At 73.0% G+C, this 15,285-nt stretch carries 16 protein-coding genes; all 16 read left to right on the top strand.

Annotation, left to right across the window (positions count from 1 at the left end):
* Nucleotides 1-265: 265 nt before the first annotated feature.
* The 16 genes from O7620_RS26220 to O7620_RS26295 all read left to right on the top strand — a co-directional run bounded on the left by O7620_RS26220 (nt 266) and on the right by O7620_RS26295 (nt 15,250).
* A complete protein-coding gene (locus O7620_RS26220; protein ID WP_278127154.1) occupies nt 266-1,156 on the top strand; it encodes a replication-relaxation family protein in 891 nt (296 codons plus the stop codon).
* 466 nt (nt 1,157-1,622) lie between these two features.
* The gene (locus O7620_RS26225) at nt 1,623-2,435 is read left to right on the top strand and encodes a hypothetical protein (RefSeq protein WP_278125736.1); all 813 of its coding nucleotides are present in this window, start codon (nt 1,623-1,625) and stop codon (nt 2,433-2,435) included.
* A gap of 436 nt (nt 2,436-2,871) precedes the next feature.
* Nucleotides 2,872-3,717 carry a hypothetical protein gene (locus tag O7620_RS26230; RefSeq protein ID WP_278125738.1) on the top strand — a complete coding sequence of 282 codons (846 nt, stop codon included), beginning with the start codon at nt 2,872-2,874 and terminating at the stop codon, nt 3,715-3,717.
* The gene (locus O7620_RS26235; protein WP_278125739.1) at nt 3,714-4,031 is read left to right on the top strand and encodes a hypothetical protein; all 318 of its coding nucleotides are present in this window, start codon (nt 3,714-3,716) and stop codon (nt 4,029-4,031) included. The genes O7620_RS26230 and O7620_RS26235 overlap by 4 nt, the downstream gene beginning before the upstream one ends.
* A 259-nt stretch (nt 4,032-4,290) precedes the next feature.
* Nucleotides 4,291-5,415 carry an FAD-dependent monooxygenase gene (locus O7620_RS26240; protein WP_278125741.1) on the top strand — a complete coding sequence of 375 codons (1,125 nt, stop codon included), beginning with the start codon at nt 4,291-4,293 and terminating at the stop codon, nt 5,413-5,415.
* Between the two features lie 43 nt (nt 5,416-5,458).
* Entirely contained in the window at nt 5,459-5,806 is a 348-nt protein-coding gene (locus O7620_RS26245; RefSeq protein ID WP_278125743.1) for an Lsr2 family protein, read from the top strand.
* A gap of 176 nt (nt 5,807-5,982) precedes the next feature.
* Entirely contained in the window at nt 5,983-6,984 is a 1,002-nt protein-coding gene (locus O7620_RS26250; protein WP_278125745.1) for a MarR family transcriptional regulator, read from the top strand.
* 94 nt (nt 6,985-7,078) lie between these two features.
* Nucleotides 7,079-7,726, top strand: coding sequence for a GGDEF domain-containing protein (locus O7620_RS26255; protein WP_278125746.1), 648 nt, complete (start codon nt 7,079-7,081; stop codon nt 7,724-7,726).
* Nucleotides 7,727-7,865: 139 nt separating this feature from the next.
* Nucleotides 7,866-8,312 (top strand): hypothetical protein, encoded by a 447-nt coding sequence (locus tag O7620_RS26260; RefSeq protein WP_278125748.1) that lies wholly within the window; start codon nt 7,866-7,868, stop codon nt 8,310-8,312.
* A gap of 196 nt (nt 8,313-8,508) precedes the next feature.
* Nucleotides 8,509-8,964, top strand: coding sequence for a hypothetical protein (locus tag O7620_RS26265; RefSeq protein ID WP_278125749.1), 456 nt, complete (start codon nt 8,509-8,511; stop codon nt 8,962-8,964).
* A gap of 21 nt (nt 8,965-8,985) precedes the next feature.
* Nucleotides 8,986-10,023, top strand: coding sequence for a hypothetical protein (locus tag O7620_RS26270; RefSeq protein WP_278125751.1), 1,038 nt, complete (start codon nt 8,986-8,988; stop codon nt 10,021-10,023).
* A 111-nt stretch (nt 10,024-10,134) separates the two neighbouring features.
* A complete protein-coding gene (locus O7620_RS26275) occupies nt 10,135-11,217 on the top strand; it encodes a M23 family metallopeptidase (protein ID WP_278125752.1) in 1,083 nt (360 codons plus the stop codon).
* A gap of 99 nt (nt 11,218-11,316) precedes the next feature.
* Nucleotides 11,317-11,988, top strand: coding sequence for a hypothetical protein (locus O7620_RS26280; RefSeq protein ID WP_278125753.1), 672 nt, complete (start codon nt 11,317-11,319; stop codon nt 11,986-11,988).
* A gap of 77 nt (nt 11,989-12,065) precedes the next feature.
* On the top strand, nt 12,066-13,163 hold the full coding sequence (locus O7620_RS26285) for a DUF4314 domain-containing protein (RefSeq protein WP_278125754.1): 1,098 nt from the start codon (nt 12,066-12,068) through the stop codon (nt 13,161-13,163).
* 101 nt (nt 13,164-13,264) lie between these two features.
* A complete protein-coding gene (locus O7620_RS26290) occupies nt 13,265-13,738 on the top strand; it encodes a hypothetical protein (protein ID WP_278125756.1) in 474 nt (157 codons plus the stop codon).
* A 348-nt stretch (nt 13,739-14,086) separates the two neighbouring features.
* Nucleotides 14,087-15,250: an AAA family ATPase gene (locus O7620_RS26295; RefSeq protein ID WP_278125758.1), complete on the top strand. Its 1,164-nt coding sequence runs from the start codon at nt 14,087-14,089 to the stop codon at nt 15,248-15,250.
* The last annotated feature ends 35 nt before the right edge of the window (nt 15,251-15,285 follow it).

Here is a 15,285-nt window from a genome sequence, read left to right on the forward strand (position 1 = left end):
TCGCCCGCGTCCCGGTCACCCCTTCCGTGAGGGCTTCACCAGCCCTTCACCACCGATCACCACACCGCACTGACAGATCCGGCCGTCCGGGTCTGTCAGTGCCGCTCACCGGCCGTCACCAGCTCTCGGTGACCACCTCACCGAACTCAGACACCCTCCCTCGGAGGGAACTCCTCTTCCGCTTGGAGCATTCACCGTGCCCGCGAACAGCTCCGCTTCTCGCTCGTCATCCGCTTCTTCTTCGCCCTCGCGTTCCTCGTCTCGTCTGGCTCGTCTTGACCGGCTTCGTCGTCTGACCGTCCGCGACCATCAGCTGCTGCGGTGGCTCGCTGAGCATTACGTGCTGTCCACCGACCAGGTCGCGGCGGCCCTGTTCCCCTCGCTTCGCGCAGCCCGGCTGCGCCTCGCCCAGTTGCACCAGGTGGAGGCGGTCAGCCGGTTCGTCGACGTCACCACCGGCAGCGGCCAGTACCTCTACACCCTCGGACCGCTCGGCGCCGTGGTCCACCCCACCCAGTTCAACGACCCGAACCACGCCGGCGCCCGCGCCCCACGGACCAGCATCGACCGCACCGAACGCATCATCGGCAGCCGCCGCCTGGCCCACCTGCTCGGCACCAACCAGCTGTTCATCGACCTCATCGGTTACGCCCGCACCGATGAGCACGCTCGGCTGGCGCGCTGGTGGTCCGAGCAGCACACCACCGCCGCTTTCGCCGCCGCTTCCTACGCCGCCGGCAGCGGCACCGGTGTCCAGCCCGACGGGCACGGCGTCTGGCACGCCGGAGGGCGCACCGTCGGGTTCTTCCTCGAACACGACAACGGGACCGAACCCCTCGGCACCGTGCTGCGCAAGCTGCGCGGCTACGAGCAGCTCGCCGCCTACGGGCCGCGGTACCCGGTGCTGCTGCGCGTCCCCGGCCGCCGCCGCGAACAGCACCTCCTCGACGCCCTCGCCGGGGTGCCCACCGCCATGCCCGTCGCCACCGGCCTCCACGGCGAGCACCCCGCCGGGCCTGCCTGGACGCTGACCACCGACCCCGGGCCGCGCCGCTCGCTGCACGAACTGCCCTCCGACCACGGCCCGGACAACCCGGCCACCAACCCGCACCGCTTCCCCGACACCGACCCCAGCGGCCCCGACCCGGAGCCCTGACATCCACCCGCACCGCACCGGAGGGGGCCGTCCACCGTCGTGGGCGGCTGTGAGACCGACCGGATCTCACAGTCCCGCCATCCCTCACCCGCGGCATCGAGCGGTCGTCTGACAGTGCAGGTCAACCGCACTACTGACGATTATGACGGCGGCCGGCGCTGACAGATCCGACCGCTACCTTCATCGGCACCACCTTCACCCACATATCGCTCCACCCGGTCCGGTCCCACCTCGGGAACCACCGCCGCACCCCACGGTGCGCTCCGCCCACCCGCCTCTTCGGCCGGTCGGCGCCCGCGCCGCGCGGCGACCCCAGGTCGCACCGAACCACCCGCACCACCCCGCACCACCAGCAGCACCCTGCTGCACCCATCCCCTGTTCGTCCCGTGAGTCGACCCATGTACCCGGTGGGCCGGCCGCTTCCGCGCGCCCAACAGCGCGCCCCTACCGAAGGAGGAACCCCAGATGACCGCAACCAACGGTGCCGCGACCCCGCTGAGCCGCTACGGCACCCGCGTGCCGACGGTGACGCCCCGCCCGGGCCACAAGCCCGCCCCCGCGGCCACCACCGCCGCCACCACGGCGCCCACCAGCCCGGTGGTCACGCCGACCGCGACGATCAACACCATGATCGTCTGCCTGCCCGACGGACTGCCGTCGCAGGCCCTGACCGCCACCCAGCTCGACCGGCACTTCGGCGTGTCCGGCACCCTGCAGCCCCGTTTCTGGGCCATCCCGGACATGTGGCTGTGGCAGCGCGGCCAGCTGGTCGCGCCGCGCAAGGGACGTCCGGTGTACTGCGCCGGCGGACCGGTCAAGCTGCTCGACCTCGCCGCCATGCGCCACGCCGCCGGCGTCGGCGCCGGCATCCGCCACCAACTGTGGCAGCAGGTCGTGCACGGCACCCGGCCGGCCACCCCGTGGCCGACCCTGCTGGCCCGCCACCTGGCGGACCCCGCCCGCTACCCGCGCGAGCGGGCCGAGGCGGACTTCCACCAGCAGGCCCGCGTCAACGCGATGCGGATGCACAACGCGGCCAGCTACGGCGCCGCCCACCTCGCCGTGGGGGAGCTGGAGATGTTCCAGGCAGGCCCGATGGCCTACCAGCACTACAGCGCCACCACCGCCGTGTGCGGCGACGCCCTGCTCACCCCGGACGGGCACAAGCTCGCACCCGCGAGCGACGCCCTCACCCACCGGGTGACCTACCTCGAGCAGGCGATGCGGTACCTCGACACCGTCGAGACCGACCAGCGGCTGCTCGCCGTCGCCCTGTAAAGCACCACCGGATCCGGATCCGGTCGGGCACCGCCACCCATCCCCCTCTTCCCTGGGGATCGGCGGCGGCCCGACCGGCTCCCACCCCTTCCCAACCGCACCGCGCCAGCCCTGGCAGCAGACGGCGAGCTCTACCAGCCGCACCCATGAGCCCCGCCGGCCTGCGACGCACACCCCTAACCCGGCCAGCGCGGCGATACCGCCATGGCAGGTCACTGCCTGTCGGGGTACTCGCCGACACCGCCACCCGCACCTCAGCTCCACCTGGCACTCGCGCTCGATCCGGATTTCCGGGTCCGACGCCGTACGTCGCCGCGGCGGGTGTGAGCACACCGCCGCCCGCGCACGGCCCGGCGCCCCGGGCTGGGGCGCCCCGCAAGCCCGGCCGGCGAACGGCCGACCTTTCCCTCTTCCTTCATCAGGAGGTTTCTTCGCCATGTCCGACCGACTGTGGTTCCGCGTCGAGGACGTCCTTCCCCTCGCCGAACACGCCGCCGCCACCCGCGCGCACCTGAAGACCCGACAGCAGTACCGGGCCGGTGTCCCGGACCAGGCCGCCCTCATCTGGTCCCACTACACCGACGGTGACTGGTTGTCCTCCAACGGCGTCCCCCGCTGGTACGACGCCGACGGCACCGACCACCGGGTCCTCGCCGAAACCTGGACCCACACCGCCACCGGCGCCACCGGCAACCCGGCCCCCACCGACGACGGGCACGGATTCCTGCCCCTGCGCACCGACCACCGTGACGGCCGGCGGGACCTGCTCGACCTGCTCCGCCACGCCCGCCACCACGGGGTGCACTGGTTCGGGTTGCACCCGGACCCGGCCCGCGACGACACCAACGACCGCTACCGCATCTCCCGCCACCGCGGCGACATCACCCCGCCGCTGTCCACCTGGACCCCGGCGACCGTCACCTGCGACGTGGTCGGCGGCGGCACCTACCGCGCCATGGTCGCCACCGGCTACACCACCCTCACCCGCACCGGGCTGCTGTGCCGCTTCCCCCTGTTCGCGGTGCAGCGCATGGCCGCCCACCTCGACTCCCTCTACCCCGGCGACATGCCGGGCGAGCACCCCCGGCTGCGGTTCGACGGCGACGAGGTCGCCGTCGAGTGGGAGCACGACGACGGCCTGGACAGTCGCTGGGTCGAGGACGACCGGGTCACCCCGGACGCCAACCGCTGCTACGCCATCGGCGCCTACCAGTGGCCATGGACCCTCGCCGCCTCCGAAGCGACCTCCCGCGCCGCCGACCCGACGGACCGATCGCAGTGATCGTCGACGAGGTGTTCCACCAGGGCGGCCCCGGCAGCTACGAGCTGACCCGGGTGCACCACACCGACGGGTACGTCATCCGGGTCCGGGTCTACCGCGACAGCTACGCCAAGCAGAGCACGGCGGTCGCCGAGGTCCTCACCCCGCTGCTCACCTGGACGATCATCGCCAGCAACCCCGGTCACGGCTGGCACCGCACCACCCCGACCACCTCACCCGACGCGACGCCACTGATCCCGGTCGCCGACGAGGTGCTACAGCGGGCACGGCGGATCCTTCCCGTGCCGCCGCCGCTCACCACGCCCGGCCCGTAACCCGCCAAGGCCACGCCCTCCCGCGCCGCACTGCCCGCCCGGTCGCACCTCACGCACCAGCGGACCCAGCCCAGCGCCGGATCTTCCGAACCTCATCCGCCCGCCGCACCACGGCGGACTGATCAGCGCGTCCACGGCCCACCGCCGCTGACGCGCTTTCGCACTGGCACGACCTGGCCGATGCCCGGCCACCCGCGCACTCGCGCACACCCGGGCACGGCCGTGCCCGGGTTCCCACCCTCCGTAGAAGGGAACCCTGATGACATCCACCAGCAGGCCCCGCATCGCCGTCGTCGGCGGAAGCCTCACCGGCCCCGTCACCGCGCTGCTGTTGCTGCACGCCGGATTCGACGACGTCACCGTCTTTGAGGCCGCGCCGGCGTCCGCGCCCCTGGGCGGCGGCCTCATCGGTCTGGAACACCCCGCCCTCGACGTGCTCGACCGCCTTGACATCGGCCAGCACGAGTTCGTCGCCCACGACTCCGAGGCCATCGTCCAGATGACCATCCGCGACCGCCACCCCGCCGAGACGATCAGGCGTACCTACCCGGGCCGCAACACCACCTGGACCCTGCTGCACCACGCCCTGACCCGCCGGCTGCCCACCGGTGTACTGCACTCCGGCATGAAGGTCACCGCCCTGGCCGAGCAGGCCGGTCAGCCGGTGCTGCGGTTCCGCGACGGCCAGACCGCATCCGCCGACCTGGTCGTGTTCGCCGATGGCCGGTCCTCCACCGGTCGCCGCCTCCTCGACCCTGATCGGACCCTGCGGTACGCCGGCTACGTCGCCCACCGCGGCATCGCCGGCATCACCCCCCAGCCCGGGCTGCGGGACTTCCTGCGGCTGCAGCCCTGCCCCGGTGCGCAGTTCAACCTCGCCCCGGTACCCGGCGGCTGCGACTGGACCTTCTACCTCAACTGCACCAGCAGTGAGTACGCGCAGCGGTTCGGCGCTGACCCCACCCGCCGGGTCTTCGCCCTAGCCGGGCACGTCAGCCCCGCCGCCCGCACCCACGTCGACACCCACGCCGACCTGCTCCTCCCGGCAGACCACGCCGCTGTCGTCCACGCCACCACCACCCGCTTGGCGGTGCCAGTCCTCGACATCACCGCACCGGAGCGCATGGTCTGGCCCGTCGGCGGCGGTCACGCCGTCCTGCTCGGCGACGCCCTCGCCCCCGTCCGCCCGCACACCGCCCGCGGCGCCAACAACGGCATCGAACAGGCTGCCGGCCTCGCCGCCGCTCTCACCCAGCACCGCAAGTACCGAGCTGACCTCACCGCCGCCCTGCACGGCTGGCAACGCCGGCACCTGCCCGCCGCCGTCGCCGCCGTGCACCGCGGGCCCGCCATCGGCCGCCAGCTCGGCCTCGGCACCCACTAACCCGCCCAGTAACCCACCTCGAGCGAAAGGAGGTGGCCCCCTCGTGGCCACCAAGACCACCGCGATCCTCGTCGACGACCTCGACGGCTCCACCGACGACGTCGCCACCTACCAGTTCGCCTTCAACGGCGTCACCTACGAGATCGACCTGTCCGCCGGCAACTTCGACCGGATGGCCGCGGCGTTCGGCCCGTTCATCACGGCCGGGCGGCGCCTGCCGAAACAGCCCCGGGCACCACGGCGGCGGGGCGCCGCGACCGGCCGCACCCAGAGCCAGGAGATCCGCACCTGGTGGTGGACCGCGAACTGGCAGGAGCTGCACCTGCCCCGACCACGAACCGGGGGCGTCATCCCCGCCGCGGTGCGCGACGCCTACCACGCCGCGCACTGACCCCGATCCCCGATGCCGCCCAGCGAGCGATCGCCGGGCGGCACACCTGCGCGCGTCGCCGGAGTCCCGCACTCCGGGCAGACGACTTGATCAATGCCCGATCCGAAGCGTGCATCAGTGCACGCGCCTCACTCACCGACCCCTGCCGACGGCAGGAGAAAGGGGGCCACGGTCCCATGACCAGCACCCCAGCCAACACGACCACCGATACGGCCGTAACAGCGCCACTGGCGCCCAGCGTCGCGAAGGTTCTCGCCGCGCTGCACCGGCTCGGCGAGGCCACCGCTGCCGCCATCGCCACCGAAGCCGGCCTCGGCTACTCCACCACCACCCCGAAATTGCGCACCTTGGAGACCGGGGGACTGGCCGAGCCCACCCGAAGCGACACCGGACGCAGCCTGTGGCGGCTGACCGACACCGGCCGCTCTCACGCCGAACAGTGCGGCGGTAACGGCCAGCCCGCACCGGAGCCCGCCACCCGCGACACCGACACACCCGACACCGCCGCAGAACACGGGCCGCACGGCGACGACACGCAGGACAGCGAAGAGGCCGCCGGGCAGGACCACGACCAGCGGCCAGCCGCCGAGGTTCCCGCCGACGGGCAGCCGAAGGCCGCCCAGGAGGCAGGATCGCCGGCTCCTGATGATGTCGAGGCGGCACCCGACGAGGCCGCTGAAGCAGAGGACGCCGAAACCGACGACGGCGACGACAGCGCCCGCTCGACTGCCGAACCCGAGGCACCGGTCACGACCGACGACACCGACCCGGCCACCGGAACGTCGATCGCGGCGCACGAAGCGGACGCCGGACCGGCCACACCGGATATTCCCCCTGCTGGCGGGGCCATCGACAGCACCACGGGTGGACCCGCCACGGAAGTACCCGCCGCACCGCCGGCCACGGAGGCGGCGGGCGAGGCGGCGCAGGCCCGTACCCGGCGGGCGTCGGGCACCCTGCGCGGCGCGATCCTCGACATCCTCGAGGCCAACCCCGGCCAGCAGTACAGGGTCAGCGAGCTGTGCAAGCTGGTCGACCGGGCCAACGAGGGAACCGGCGCGAAGAAGGCCAGCGCGGGCGCGGTCCACAACGCCGCCGTGAAGCTCGTCGGGACCGGGCGGGCAGTGCTGGCCGTCGAGAAGCCCGCCACCTTCGCCCTCGCCGACACCACCGCCTGAACGACCCCGCCAGCCAATAGCCCGGAGGCGGGCGTCGAACTTCCCGGAACCACGCCCGCCCCCGGTGCTCCTTACTGCAGAAGGAGCTCTCGAAGTGTCTCCCATCCTGACCTCGATCGTCACCGCCGCCGGGGGAATCCTCGCCGGTCTCGCCCTTGCCACAGCTCTGCTGTGGCGCCAGCAGCAGGCGCTGACCCGCGCCCGCTACGCCGCCGACCACGACGACACCACCGGTCTGCCCAACCGGCGCGCCCTGCTCGCCGCCCTCACCCGCGCCACCCGCACCGATGCCCCGTTCGGGCTCGTCCTGCTCGACCTCGACGGCTTCAAAGCCGTCAACGACACCTTCGGCCACGAAGCCGGCAACGACGTCCTCACCGAGGTCGGCCGGCGGCTGTCCGCCCTACGAGGGCCGGTACGGCTCGCCGCGCGGTTGTCGGGCGACGAGTTCGCCCTGCTGGTCGACGGCGGCCCCGACGACGTCGCCGCCGTCGCCCGCGCCGCCTGGCGGGCGGTCGGCCGCCACCCCGTCGACCTCGGCGCGCACACCGTGGCCGTGCGCGCCAGCGTCGGGCACACCAGCGCCGCCCTCGGCGTCGGCCCGCGCACCCTGCTGCACCAGGCCGACACCGCCATGTACCAGGCCAAACAAACCGGAGCCGGGGTCCACGGCGCCACCGCCACCACCGGCCACACCGCACCGCCGCCGGGTCCCCGCCTGCGGGACCTGCGCCGCCGCTGACCGCTCACGGACACACCAAGAGGACCTCGCGCCCGCCGACGTGCGTGAGGTCCTCACCGTGTCCGCTTCCATCCGCCCAGCCCTGCTTTCCCCGTCCTCGGCGACGGTCGCCGAGACCCAGATTAGGAGCGCATCCGCCATGAGCAGCCCCCACACGTACTCCATCGGCGACCGGGTGACCATCGACCCGGCGGTGGCCCGCGCCAGCACCCGGGGCGTCACCTACCGCGTCACCCGGCTGCTGCCGGTCAACGTCGTCGTCGAACCCGTCGACGGCGGCCGACCGGTGAAGGTCAACCCCGCCTACCTGCGGCCCGCCTCCGCGGCGGACACCACCACCGGCCGTGAGCTGACCATGGTCCACGAGGCGCCGCTGCATCCGGGCACCCTCGTCACCGTCGCCGGCGCGGGCTGGAAGCAGCCTCCTGGCGAGCTGTACGTGGTGCTGCGCGACACCGGGACCGGCCGCGTCTCCCTCGTCCCGCTCGGCGGCAACAACGGCCGCTACTGGCGCGGCGTCTCCCGCCACCTGCTCACCACCGTCGACCCCACCCGCGTACGCCTCGACCCCGAGCAGACCACCTGAGCAGCGACCCCACGCTGCCATGTCGGGCGGGCAACGTCCTGCCCGCCCGACACGACTTGACCTTCACCAAGAGATGAGCGTCGATCAGCGCTGGTCGTCGTCCGTCGTCCGGACATCAGCATTCCCAAAGGGCCCCGACGCGAGTCGGGCGGCGACCGCGCATGCCCGCGATCCGCCGACCGAAGGGCCACCCGCCATGGCGCACCCCGCACACCCCGCACACCCCGAGGGCCGCAGCCGGCGTCCCAGCGACCGCACCGCAGTACCGGGCGACGTCACCGACAGGCTTCTGTGGGCGCTCGCGGTCGACGTCGCCGCCGCCCACCAACCCGGACCCGACGGCGCCTGCACGAACCTGCAGTGCCGCAGGCAGCAGGGCCCCTGCTGGGCTCTGCGCACCGCCCGCCGCGCCGAACAACACGCCCGCCGCGCCCCTGCCACCCTCGCCCCGGCACCTTCACCGCCGTCGCCGCGCCCGGTCGGGGTCGTACGGGGACGCGCCCCCGTGCCCGCCTCGCCACGCCGCTTCACCGGCTGGTTCACCCCTGCCCGCCCGCCGGCACCCCTGACGCGGCCCGCGCCCGTACCGGACGCGGTGCCGCCGGAATCCCGCGTCTACCGGCGTCCACCCGTGGCGGCGCTGGCCGCCTGAGCATGCACCTGGAGGCAACCAGTGAACTTCCTACCGAACGACACACTCGCCGGCTACGCCCGCACCGCCGTCGACCTGCGCACCCGCATGGTCGACTACCACCGCAGCCCGCTCGCGGCGCAGTACCTGCAGGCGTTCTTCGGCAGCCGCCTCACCGACCACCCCAGCCCCAGCCCAGCGGGCATGGCGAAGGTCCTCGACGCGGTCCGCGCCATCACCGCCAACCCGTGGCGATTCGGCGAGCCGTACGTCATCGCCCCCGCAATGACCGCGATCATCGCCGCCGCCGCGGCGGCCCTCGACCTGACCGGCGAGGTACTCCCCGCCGACATCGCCCCCGACGACGGCGGGGTGCTCTTCCTCCCCGAACCGATCTACCACCGCAGCCTCAACGGCGAGGTGTCCTCGATCGGTGCGATCACCTGGGCCCGCACCACCAACACCAGCAGCGGCCGGTCCTTCTGGGCCATCGCCGGCTGGGCCGACCACCGCGACCCGCACGACCCGGCGGCCGTCCGCCGCCGGGCGCAACTCGCTGACCGGCCCGACCTCGCCCGCCAGTTCGGCCCCTACGTGCTGACCGACTTCACCGAGATCCCCATCGGCCAGCCCGTCGACCCCCGCCCAGACCTGCCAGTCCTCGACGGGGACGACCGCGACTGGGAACCGGCACCCGACGGCCGGTTCTGCATCGACGAGACCACCACCCCGATGCGCGCCTGCGCCGCCGTCGCCTACGCCTTCTGGCGCATCCAGGCCCAACCCCTCGCGACCGTCGCCGCCGCCCCCCTGGACCGCGCGGCGCGCCGCCGCGCCGTACGGGCCAGCATCCGCCACGACACCCGCGTCGTCATGCTGCGCCGCACCAGCCCCCTCGCCGAACCGACCGACGGCGAGGCCAAGTGGCACTACCGGGTGCGGTTCGTCGTCCGCGGCCACTGGCGACGCCTCATCGACCGCGACGGCCACCCGTACCGCATCTGGATCAACGCCCACATCAAAGGCCCCGACGGGGCGCCCCTGCTGCACGGCGAGAAAGTCGCCGTCCTCGCCCGCTGATTCCCGCACCCGCCCGAAGGCCGCGCGACGCCTCTCCAGGCCCGCGCGGCCTTCGCCGTCCCCGCGCCTCACCCGCCCGCTGCCCGCCCTGCCTTGAAGGAGTGACCCGTCATGACCATCCGCGTGCTGTCCTGGATCGCCATCGCGGTCGCCGGCGTCCTGCTGCTGTGCTCCGGGCTGGCCACCACCCTGATCTTCAGCGGCGGCGCCGGTGCCTGCGGTATGCCCGCCAGCGTCACGGCCACCGCGTCGGCGGCGGCGCTCAGCCCCGCTCCGGACGGAATCGCTCCGATCGGTGACTGGAACGCCGAGCAGGTGGACAACGCCGCCACCATCACCGCCGTCGGCATGCGCCTCGGCGTCCCGCCCCGCGGCTGGGTCATCGCCGTGGCCACCGCGATGCAGGAATCCTCCCTGATCAACACCCCGGGTGGGGACCGCGACTCGGTCGGCCTTTTCCAACAGCGACCCTCCCAAGGGTGGGGCACACCCGAACAGTTGCACGATCCCCAGTACGCGGCGACGAAGTTCTACCAGAGGCTGCAGGCCGTTGACGGCTGGCAGGCGATGCCGCTCACCGAGGCCGCCCAGGCCGTGCAGGTCAGCGCCTTCCCCGACGCCTACGCGAAATGGGAAGGACCGGCCACCCAGCTGGTCACCGCGATCGCCGACACCGCCGGCCTACCCACCGACGGCCTGGCCGGGTGCGGGGCCACCGGCCCGTGGACGCAGCCGGTCCTCGCCCCTGTCGGGTCGGGGTTCCGTACCAGTGACCGGCCGGGCCACGACGGCGTCGACCTCAGCGCCCCGCGCGGCACCATCATCCGCGCGGCGTCCGCCGGGACCGTCCGCACCGTCCGCTGCAACGCCCTCCACGCCGATACCGGCGCTGAATGGGGCTGCGACCGCGACGGCGACCCCGTTCTCACGCGCGGCTGCGGCTGGTACGTCGACATCGACCACGCCGGCGGCCTGCTCACCCGCTACTGCCACATGGACCAGCCGCCGATGGTGACAGTTGGGCAGCCGGTCGCCGCTGGCCAGCCCATCGGCGTCGTCGGCTCCACCGGCCACAGCTCCGGCCCGCACCTGCACTACGAGGTGCACCACAACGGCGATGGCAGCCCGAACGGCGCGATCGACCCGGTGCCCTTCATGGCGGCTCAGAACGCCCCGCTCGGCACAAGGCCCTAGAGGCGATGCCGGCGGATCCATGGCACCCAAGCTCGGCTGCCGTCCCGCCCGGAACGACCGCCGCAACCCCATCCACACATCACTGAGGAGGAAAGGCACGTGAGCACACCCACGCTGATCGGCGTTGCCGCGTTCCGCGGCAGGTACACCGCCCGCTTGATCCAGTTCGGCGAGGATCCGGAGGTTCTGGTGCCGCTGCTGCGCCGGATCTGGACCGACACGTTCGGCCGTGACACCGACGCCATGGCCGCCGCGCTGCTGGCCCGCGACTGGTGGTCCCTTGCCATCAACCCCAAGCCCCGGCGCTGGGACCGGCAGCCGCCCGTGCCCGGGCTGGGCTACCCGGTCGTCACCGAGGACGACACGATCCGGCAGGGCTCGCTGCGGGAGAACGTCGGCGGGGCCCTCGAATGGCTGTACCTGCTGCACCTCGACCAGCGGCGGCTGGTGGTGTACGAGGCGACGGTCCACGGCCGCTGGCTGCGGCACAGCGCGCACCACCTCGACCCGGTCGAGGACCTGTTCGTCACCGCACCCGCCGACGACGACGGCGGCCCGGAGATGACGGTGTGCACCGTCTGCGGCGCGGTCGACGAGATCGACCACGTCGAGGTGCCGTCCATGGCCGGCTACGGCTACGACACCGCCACCAGCTGCACCCGCTGCGGCTCCTCGGTCGCCACCGACCCGATGTTCGGCGACCACCTCGTCCGCAAGCCCTGGCCGCCGCAGCAGCCCGCCACCGGTGACCCGACGGGCAGCGCCAGGTGAACACCGACCGCATGCCGTCGCCGGCCGCCGATGACGGCGGCCCTTCCACCGACCCCGACGACCGATCGGAGACCACCATGACCAGCTACGAGACCGGCCAGCGTATCGCCCTGGTCCACACCAGCGACCCGCACACCCTGCTGCGCCCCGGAGACACCGGCACCGTCCGCCGCCACGACCAGCGGCACAACATCGTCGAGGTCACCTGGGACAGCGGCTCGACGCTGTCGATGTGCCTCGACGCCGGCGACCGCATCGCACCGGTCACCACCACCCCGCCTCGCACTGGCGGCCTGGTCGGCGAGGCCACCGGATGGGCCGCCGCGCTGCAGCGGATGCGCGCCGCCGGCACCGAGGCCGGACGCACCGCCGCCGAGTGGTGGGCGCAGGACACCATTGGGGCCCGCGTCGGCGGCGACACCCGCCTGGCCGCGCGCCGGATCCTGGCCGGCGTCGAGGACGGCGATCCCGCCGTCCTCGACGCCCTGCCCCACTTTTCCTCGGCGGGAGAGTCGGTCGACATCGCCGGGTGGGAGCTGTTCGCCGACGCCACCGGCGACACCACGGGCTGGTTCGGGCTGCGCATCCAGCAGCGCGACGAGGCGATGACCGTCTACCGCGACGCCTACGACACCGCCGCCACCGACCGCGTCGCGGAGCTGTGTCACCTCGCGGCCAGCCCCACCGGCCGCGACGTGTCCCACCTGCACCCCGACCGGGTCCGTATCGGCGACCTCGGCGTGTTCTCCGGCGACTGGGCGCGCACCACGGGCCCCGACGGCGACGACCGGATCGAGGTCGGGTTCGTCGGCACCCTGATCGACCACTGGAACGGGTGGGCGGTGTTCTCCTGCACCCGCCCGGTGGCCGAGGCGATCATCGCCGACCAGCAGCGCCACCGCGACCAGCACCGCCAGAGCCTCCGGGACGAGGGCGTGCCGGAGGGCGACCTGAACCGGCGGGTCGACGCCGCGCTGGCCGGCCTGTCCTTCGACGGCGACGTCATCGTCGCCGACCAGCGTGCCCTGTCCGACGACCCGGACGCCATCGACCGCATCGCCCCGGACGGTGACGGCCGGTACGTGGTGATGGGCCGCAGCTGGTGCTGGGAGGCCGTCGACCCGTACGCCTGCGACCGGATCGTCGGCGACCTGCCCGACTCGAACCAGGCATAGGCCGGGCCCCCGACCAAGGTCGCGCCACGTCACCCGAAGCCGAGCCGTCTCCGGCAGCGGCACACACCACGACAGGTAGGACCAACAGGAAGGAAAACCACGTGACCATCCGTACCCAAGAGGAGATCGTCACCCGGGTCTGGGCTCTCCGGGCCAACCACGGGGACATCCTCGGCTTCCGGGAGGACGTGCTCGTAGAGGCACTCGACCTCGACCATGCCCGCCAGGTCATCACCCCCCGCCACCCGGTTGAGTGGACCCAGCGGGTCGACCACGAGACCTACGCCCGGGACTACCTCGAGTTCGCCATCGGGAAGATCCTCGACCACCGGGGCAACTCGGCGAGCCGGTCGGTGGACAAGCTCAGCGAACTCGCCTGGCTCCTCGGCCGCGACGACATCGTGGCGGCGATGGACCACGCCGGCTACCCGATGTACGGGGCGCCCAAGGTCAAGGCGTTCGCCGACGGGTTCGGCTGGCCGTTCCTCGACGGCGACGACGGGCTGGCCCTGGCCCGGATGGCTGACGGTCAGCAGTGCGACCCACAGGGCTGCGAACGGGGCTGCGCCGACTGACCACGACCTGGCCACCGGCCCAGCTCCCGACCCTCGACGTGCCCGCGTAGACAGCCGGCACGTCAGCGATCCCGCGCCCCGCACCAATTCGACTTGATCGATTGGGCTGTGGGGCGTTCCATCGTCGGCGCAGACACCGCCCGCGCGGCGTCGACACCGACCAGCACGCACCGGCGGCGACCCACGTGTCGCCGTAATTCTTCAGCACTACCGGGGTGTGGTCGCCCACCTGCCCGGCCCGACCAGGCCGGCACGGGGTTGGCCCCACCCGTCTCCGCTGTGCGGTACCCACCGCCCGCGCACCCGGAGACGGGTGCGCGGGCTCGACCTTGGAATCGAGGCATCACCATGACCACACCAACCCCACCGGCCCTCCAGGCCGGCGCACCGCAGAACAACCCGGCCGCGACCGACACGCCCACCGCTGAGGCCGCATCCGGCCGGTCCGGCTACCTGTACCGGAAGGTGGCCCTGCACCTGGCCGACCACCCCGACCAGATTCTCAAGGTCGGCGAGATCACCCGGGCCATCGGCGCACCGTCGTCCGGGGCGGTGTTCGAGGCGCTGAAGAAGATGGCCGCTGCCGGGCACGCCACCCACCACCGCGACCCGCACCACCGCTTCCAGATCACCCAGGCCGGCATAGACGCCGCCGGCACCCTCCCACCCGCAGCGCCCCGCACCCGCTCCAGCAGCAGCGGTGGTGGACGGCAGGGACGGCCCGCACCCGTACCGCGACCGAACGGCACGCTGTACCACCCGCGCCGGCTCGGAAAGGGCTGGGACGTCGAGGAACTACGGCGCCTACGCACCCAGCAGGTGCCCGTGCTGCTGTACGGGCCGCCCGGCACAGGGAAGACCGCCATGGTCGAGGCCGCGTTCCCCGACCTGCTCACCGTCGCCGGCACCGGTGACACCGTCGTCGACGACTTCCTCGGCTCCTACAACCCGATGCCCGGCGGCGGCTACGAGTTCGTCCACGGACCCCTCGTCACCGCGATGCGGGAGGGGCGGGTGCTGCTGGTCGACGACGCCACCCTCATCCCGCCCCGCGTCCTGGCCGTGCTGTACCCGGCCATGGACGGCCGCGGAGTGATCACCATCCCGGCGAACGGCAACGAGACCGTGCAGGCCGTCGACGGGTTCTACATCGTCGCCGGCCACAACCCGGGCGTGCACGGCGCGGTCCTCACCGAGGCCCTGGCCTCCCGGTTCACCGTTCACCTGCACGTCACCACCGACTGGGACCTCGCCCGCCAACTCGGCGTCCCCAAGCAGGTCGTGGCCGCGGCGATCGACCTCAACGCCGACCTCGCTGCCGGCAAGACGGTGTGGGCGCCGCAGCTGCGCGAGCTGCTCGGCTTCGTCAAGGTCCGCGACCACCTTGGCATGACCGCCGCCCTGGCCAACCTGGCCGGCATCGCCCCCGAGGACGCCCGCGACGACGTCACCGCCGCCCTGTCCCGACACACCGGCACACCCATCACCGCGCTCGCCCTCGGCAAGCGCTGAACCCCTCCACCTCAGATTTCTGGAAGGAGCCAATC

Origin of the sequence: Micromonospora sp. WMMD710 (genome assembly GCF_029626045.1) — a bacterium.
Taxonomy (GTDB): domain Bacteria; phylum Actinomycetota; class Actinomycetes; order Mycobacteriales; family Micromonosporaceae; genus Micromonospora.

What these genes read in the sequence shown, in the direction of transcription:
- O7620_RS26285 (WP_278125754.1), top strand. Translation starts at nt 12,066, where the DNA reads ATGACCAGCTACGAGACCGGCCAGCGTATCGCCCTGGTCCACACCAGC.
- O7620_RS26295 (WP_278125758.1), top strand. Translation starts at nt 14,087, where the DNA reads ATGACCACACCAACCCCACCGGCCCTCCAGGCCGGCGCACCGCAGAAC.
- O7620_RS26230 (WP_278125738.1), top strand. Translation starts at nt 2,872, where the DNA reads ATGTCCGACCGACTGTGGTTCCGCGTCGAGGACGTCCTTCCCCTCGCC.
- O7620_RS26275 (WP_278125752.1), top strand. Translation starts at nt 10,135, where the DNA reads ATGACCATCCGCGTGCTGTCCTGGATCGCCATCGCGGTCGCCGGCGTC.
- O7620_RS26260 (WP_278125748.1), top strand. Translation starts at nt 7,866, where the DNA reads ATGAGCAGCCCCCACACGTACTCCATCGGCGACCGGGTGACCATCGAC.
- O7620_RS26225 (WP_278125736.1), top strand. Translation starts at nt 1,623, where the DNA reads ATGACCGCAACCAACGGTGCCGCGACCCCGCTGAGCCGCTACGGCACC.
- O7620_RS26265 (WP_278125749.1), top strand. Translation starts at nt 8,509, where the DNA reads ATGGCGCACCCCGCACACCCCGCACACCCCGAGGGCCGCAGCCGGCGT.
- O7620_RS26250 (WP_278125745.1), top strand. Translation starts at nt 5,983, where the DNA reads ATGACCAGCACCCCAGCCAACACGACCACCGATACGGCCGTAACAGCG.
- O7620_RS26240 (WP_278125741.1), top strand. Translation starts at nt 4,291, where the DNA reads ATGACATCCACCAGCAGGCCCCGCATCGCCGTCGTCGGCGGAAGCCTC.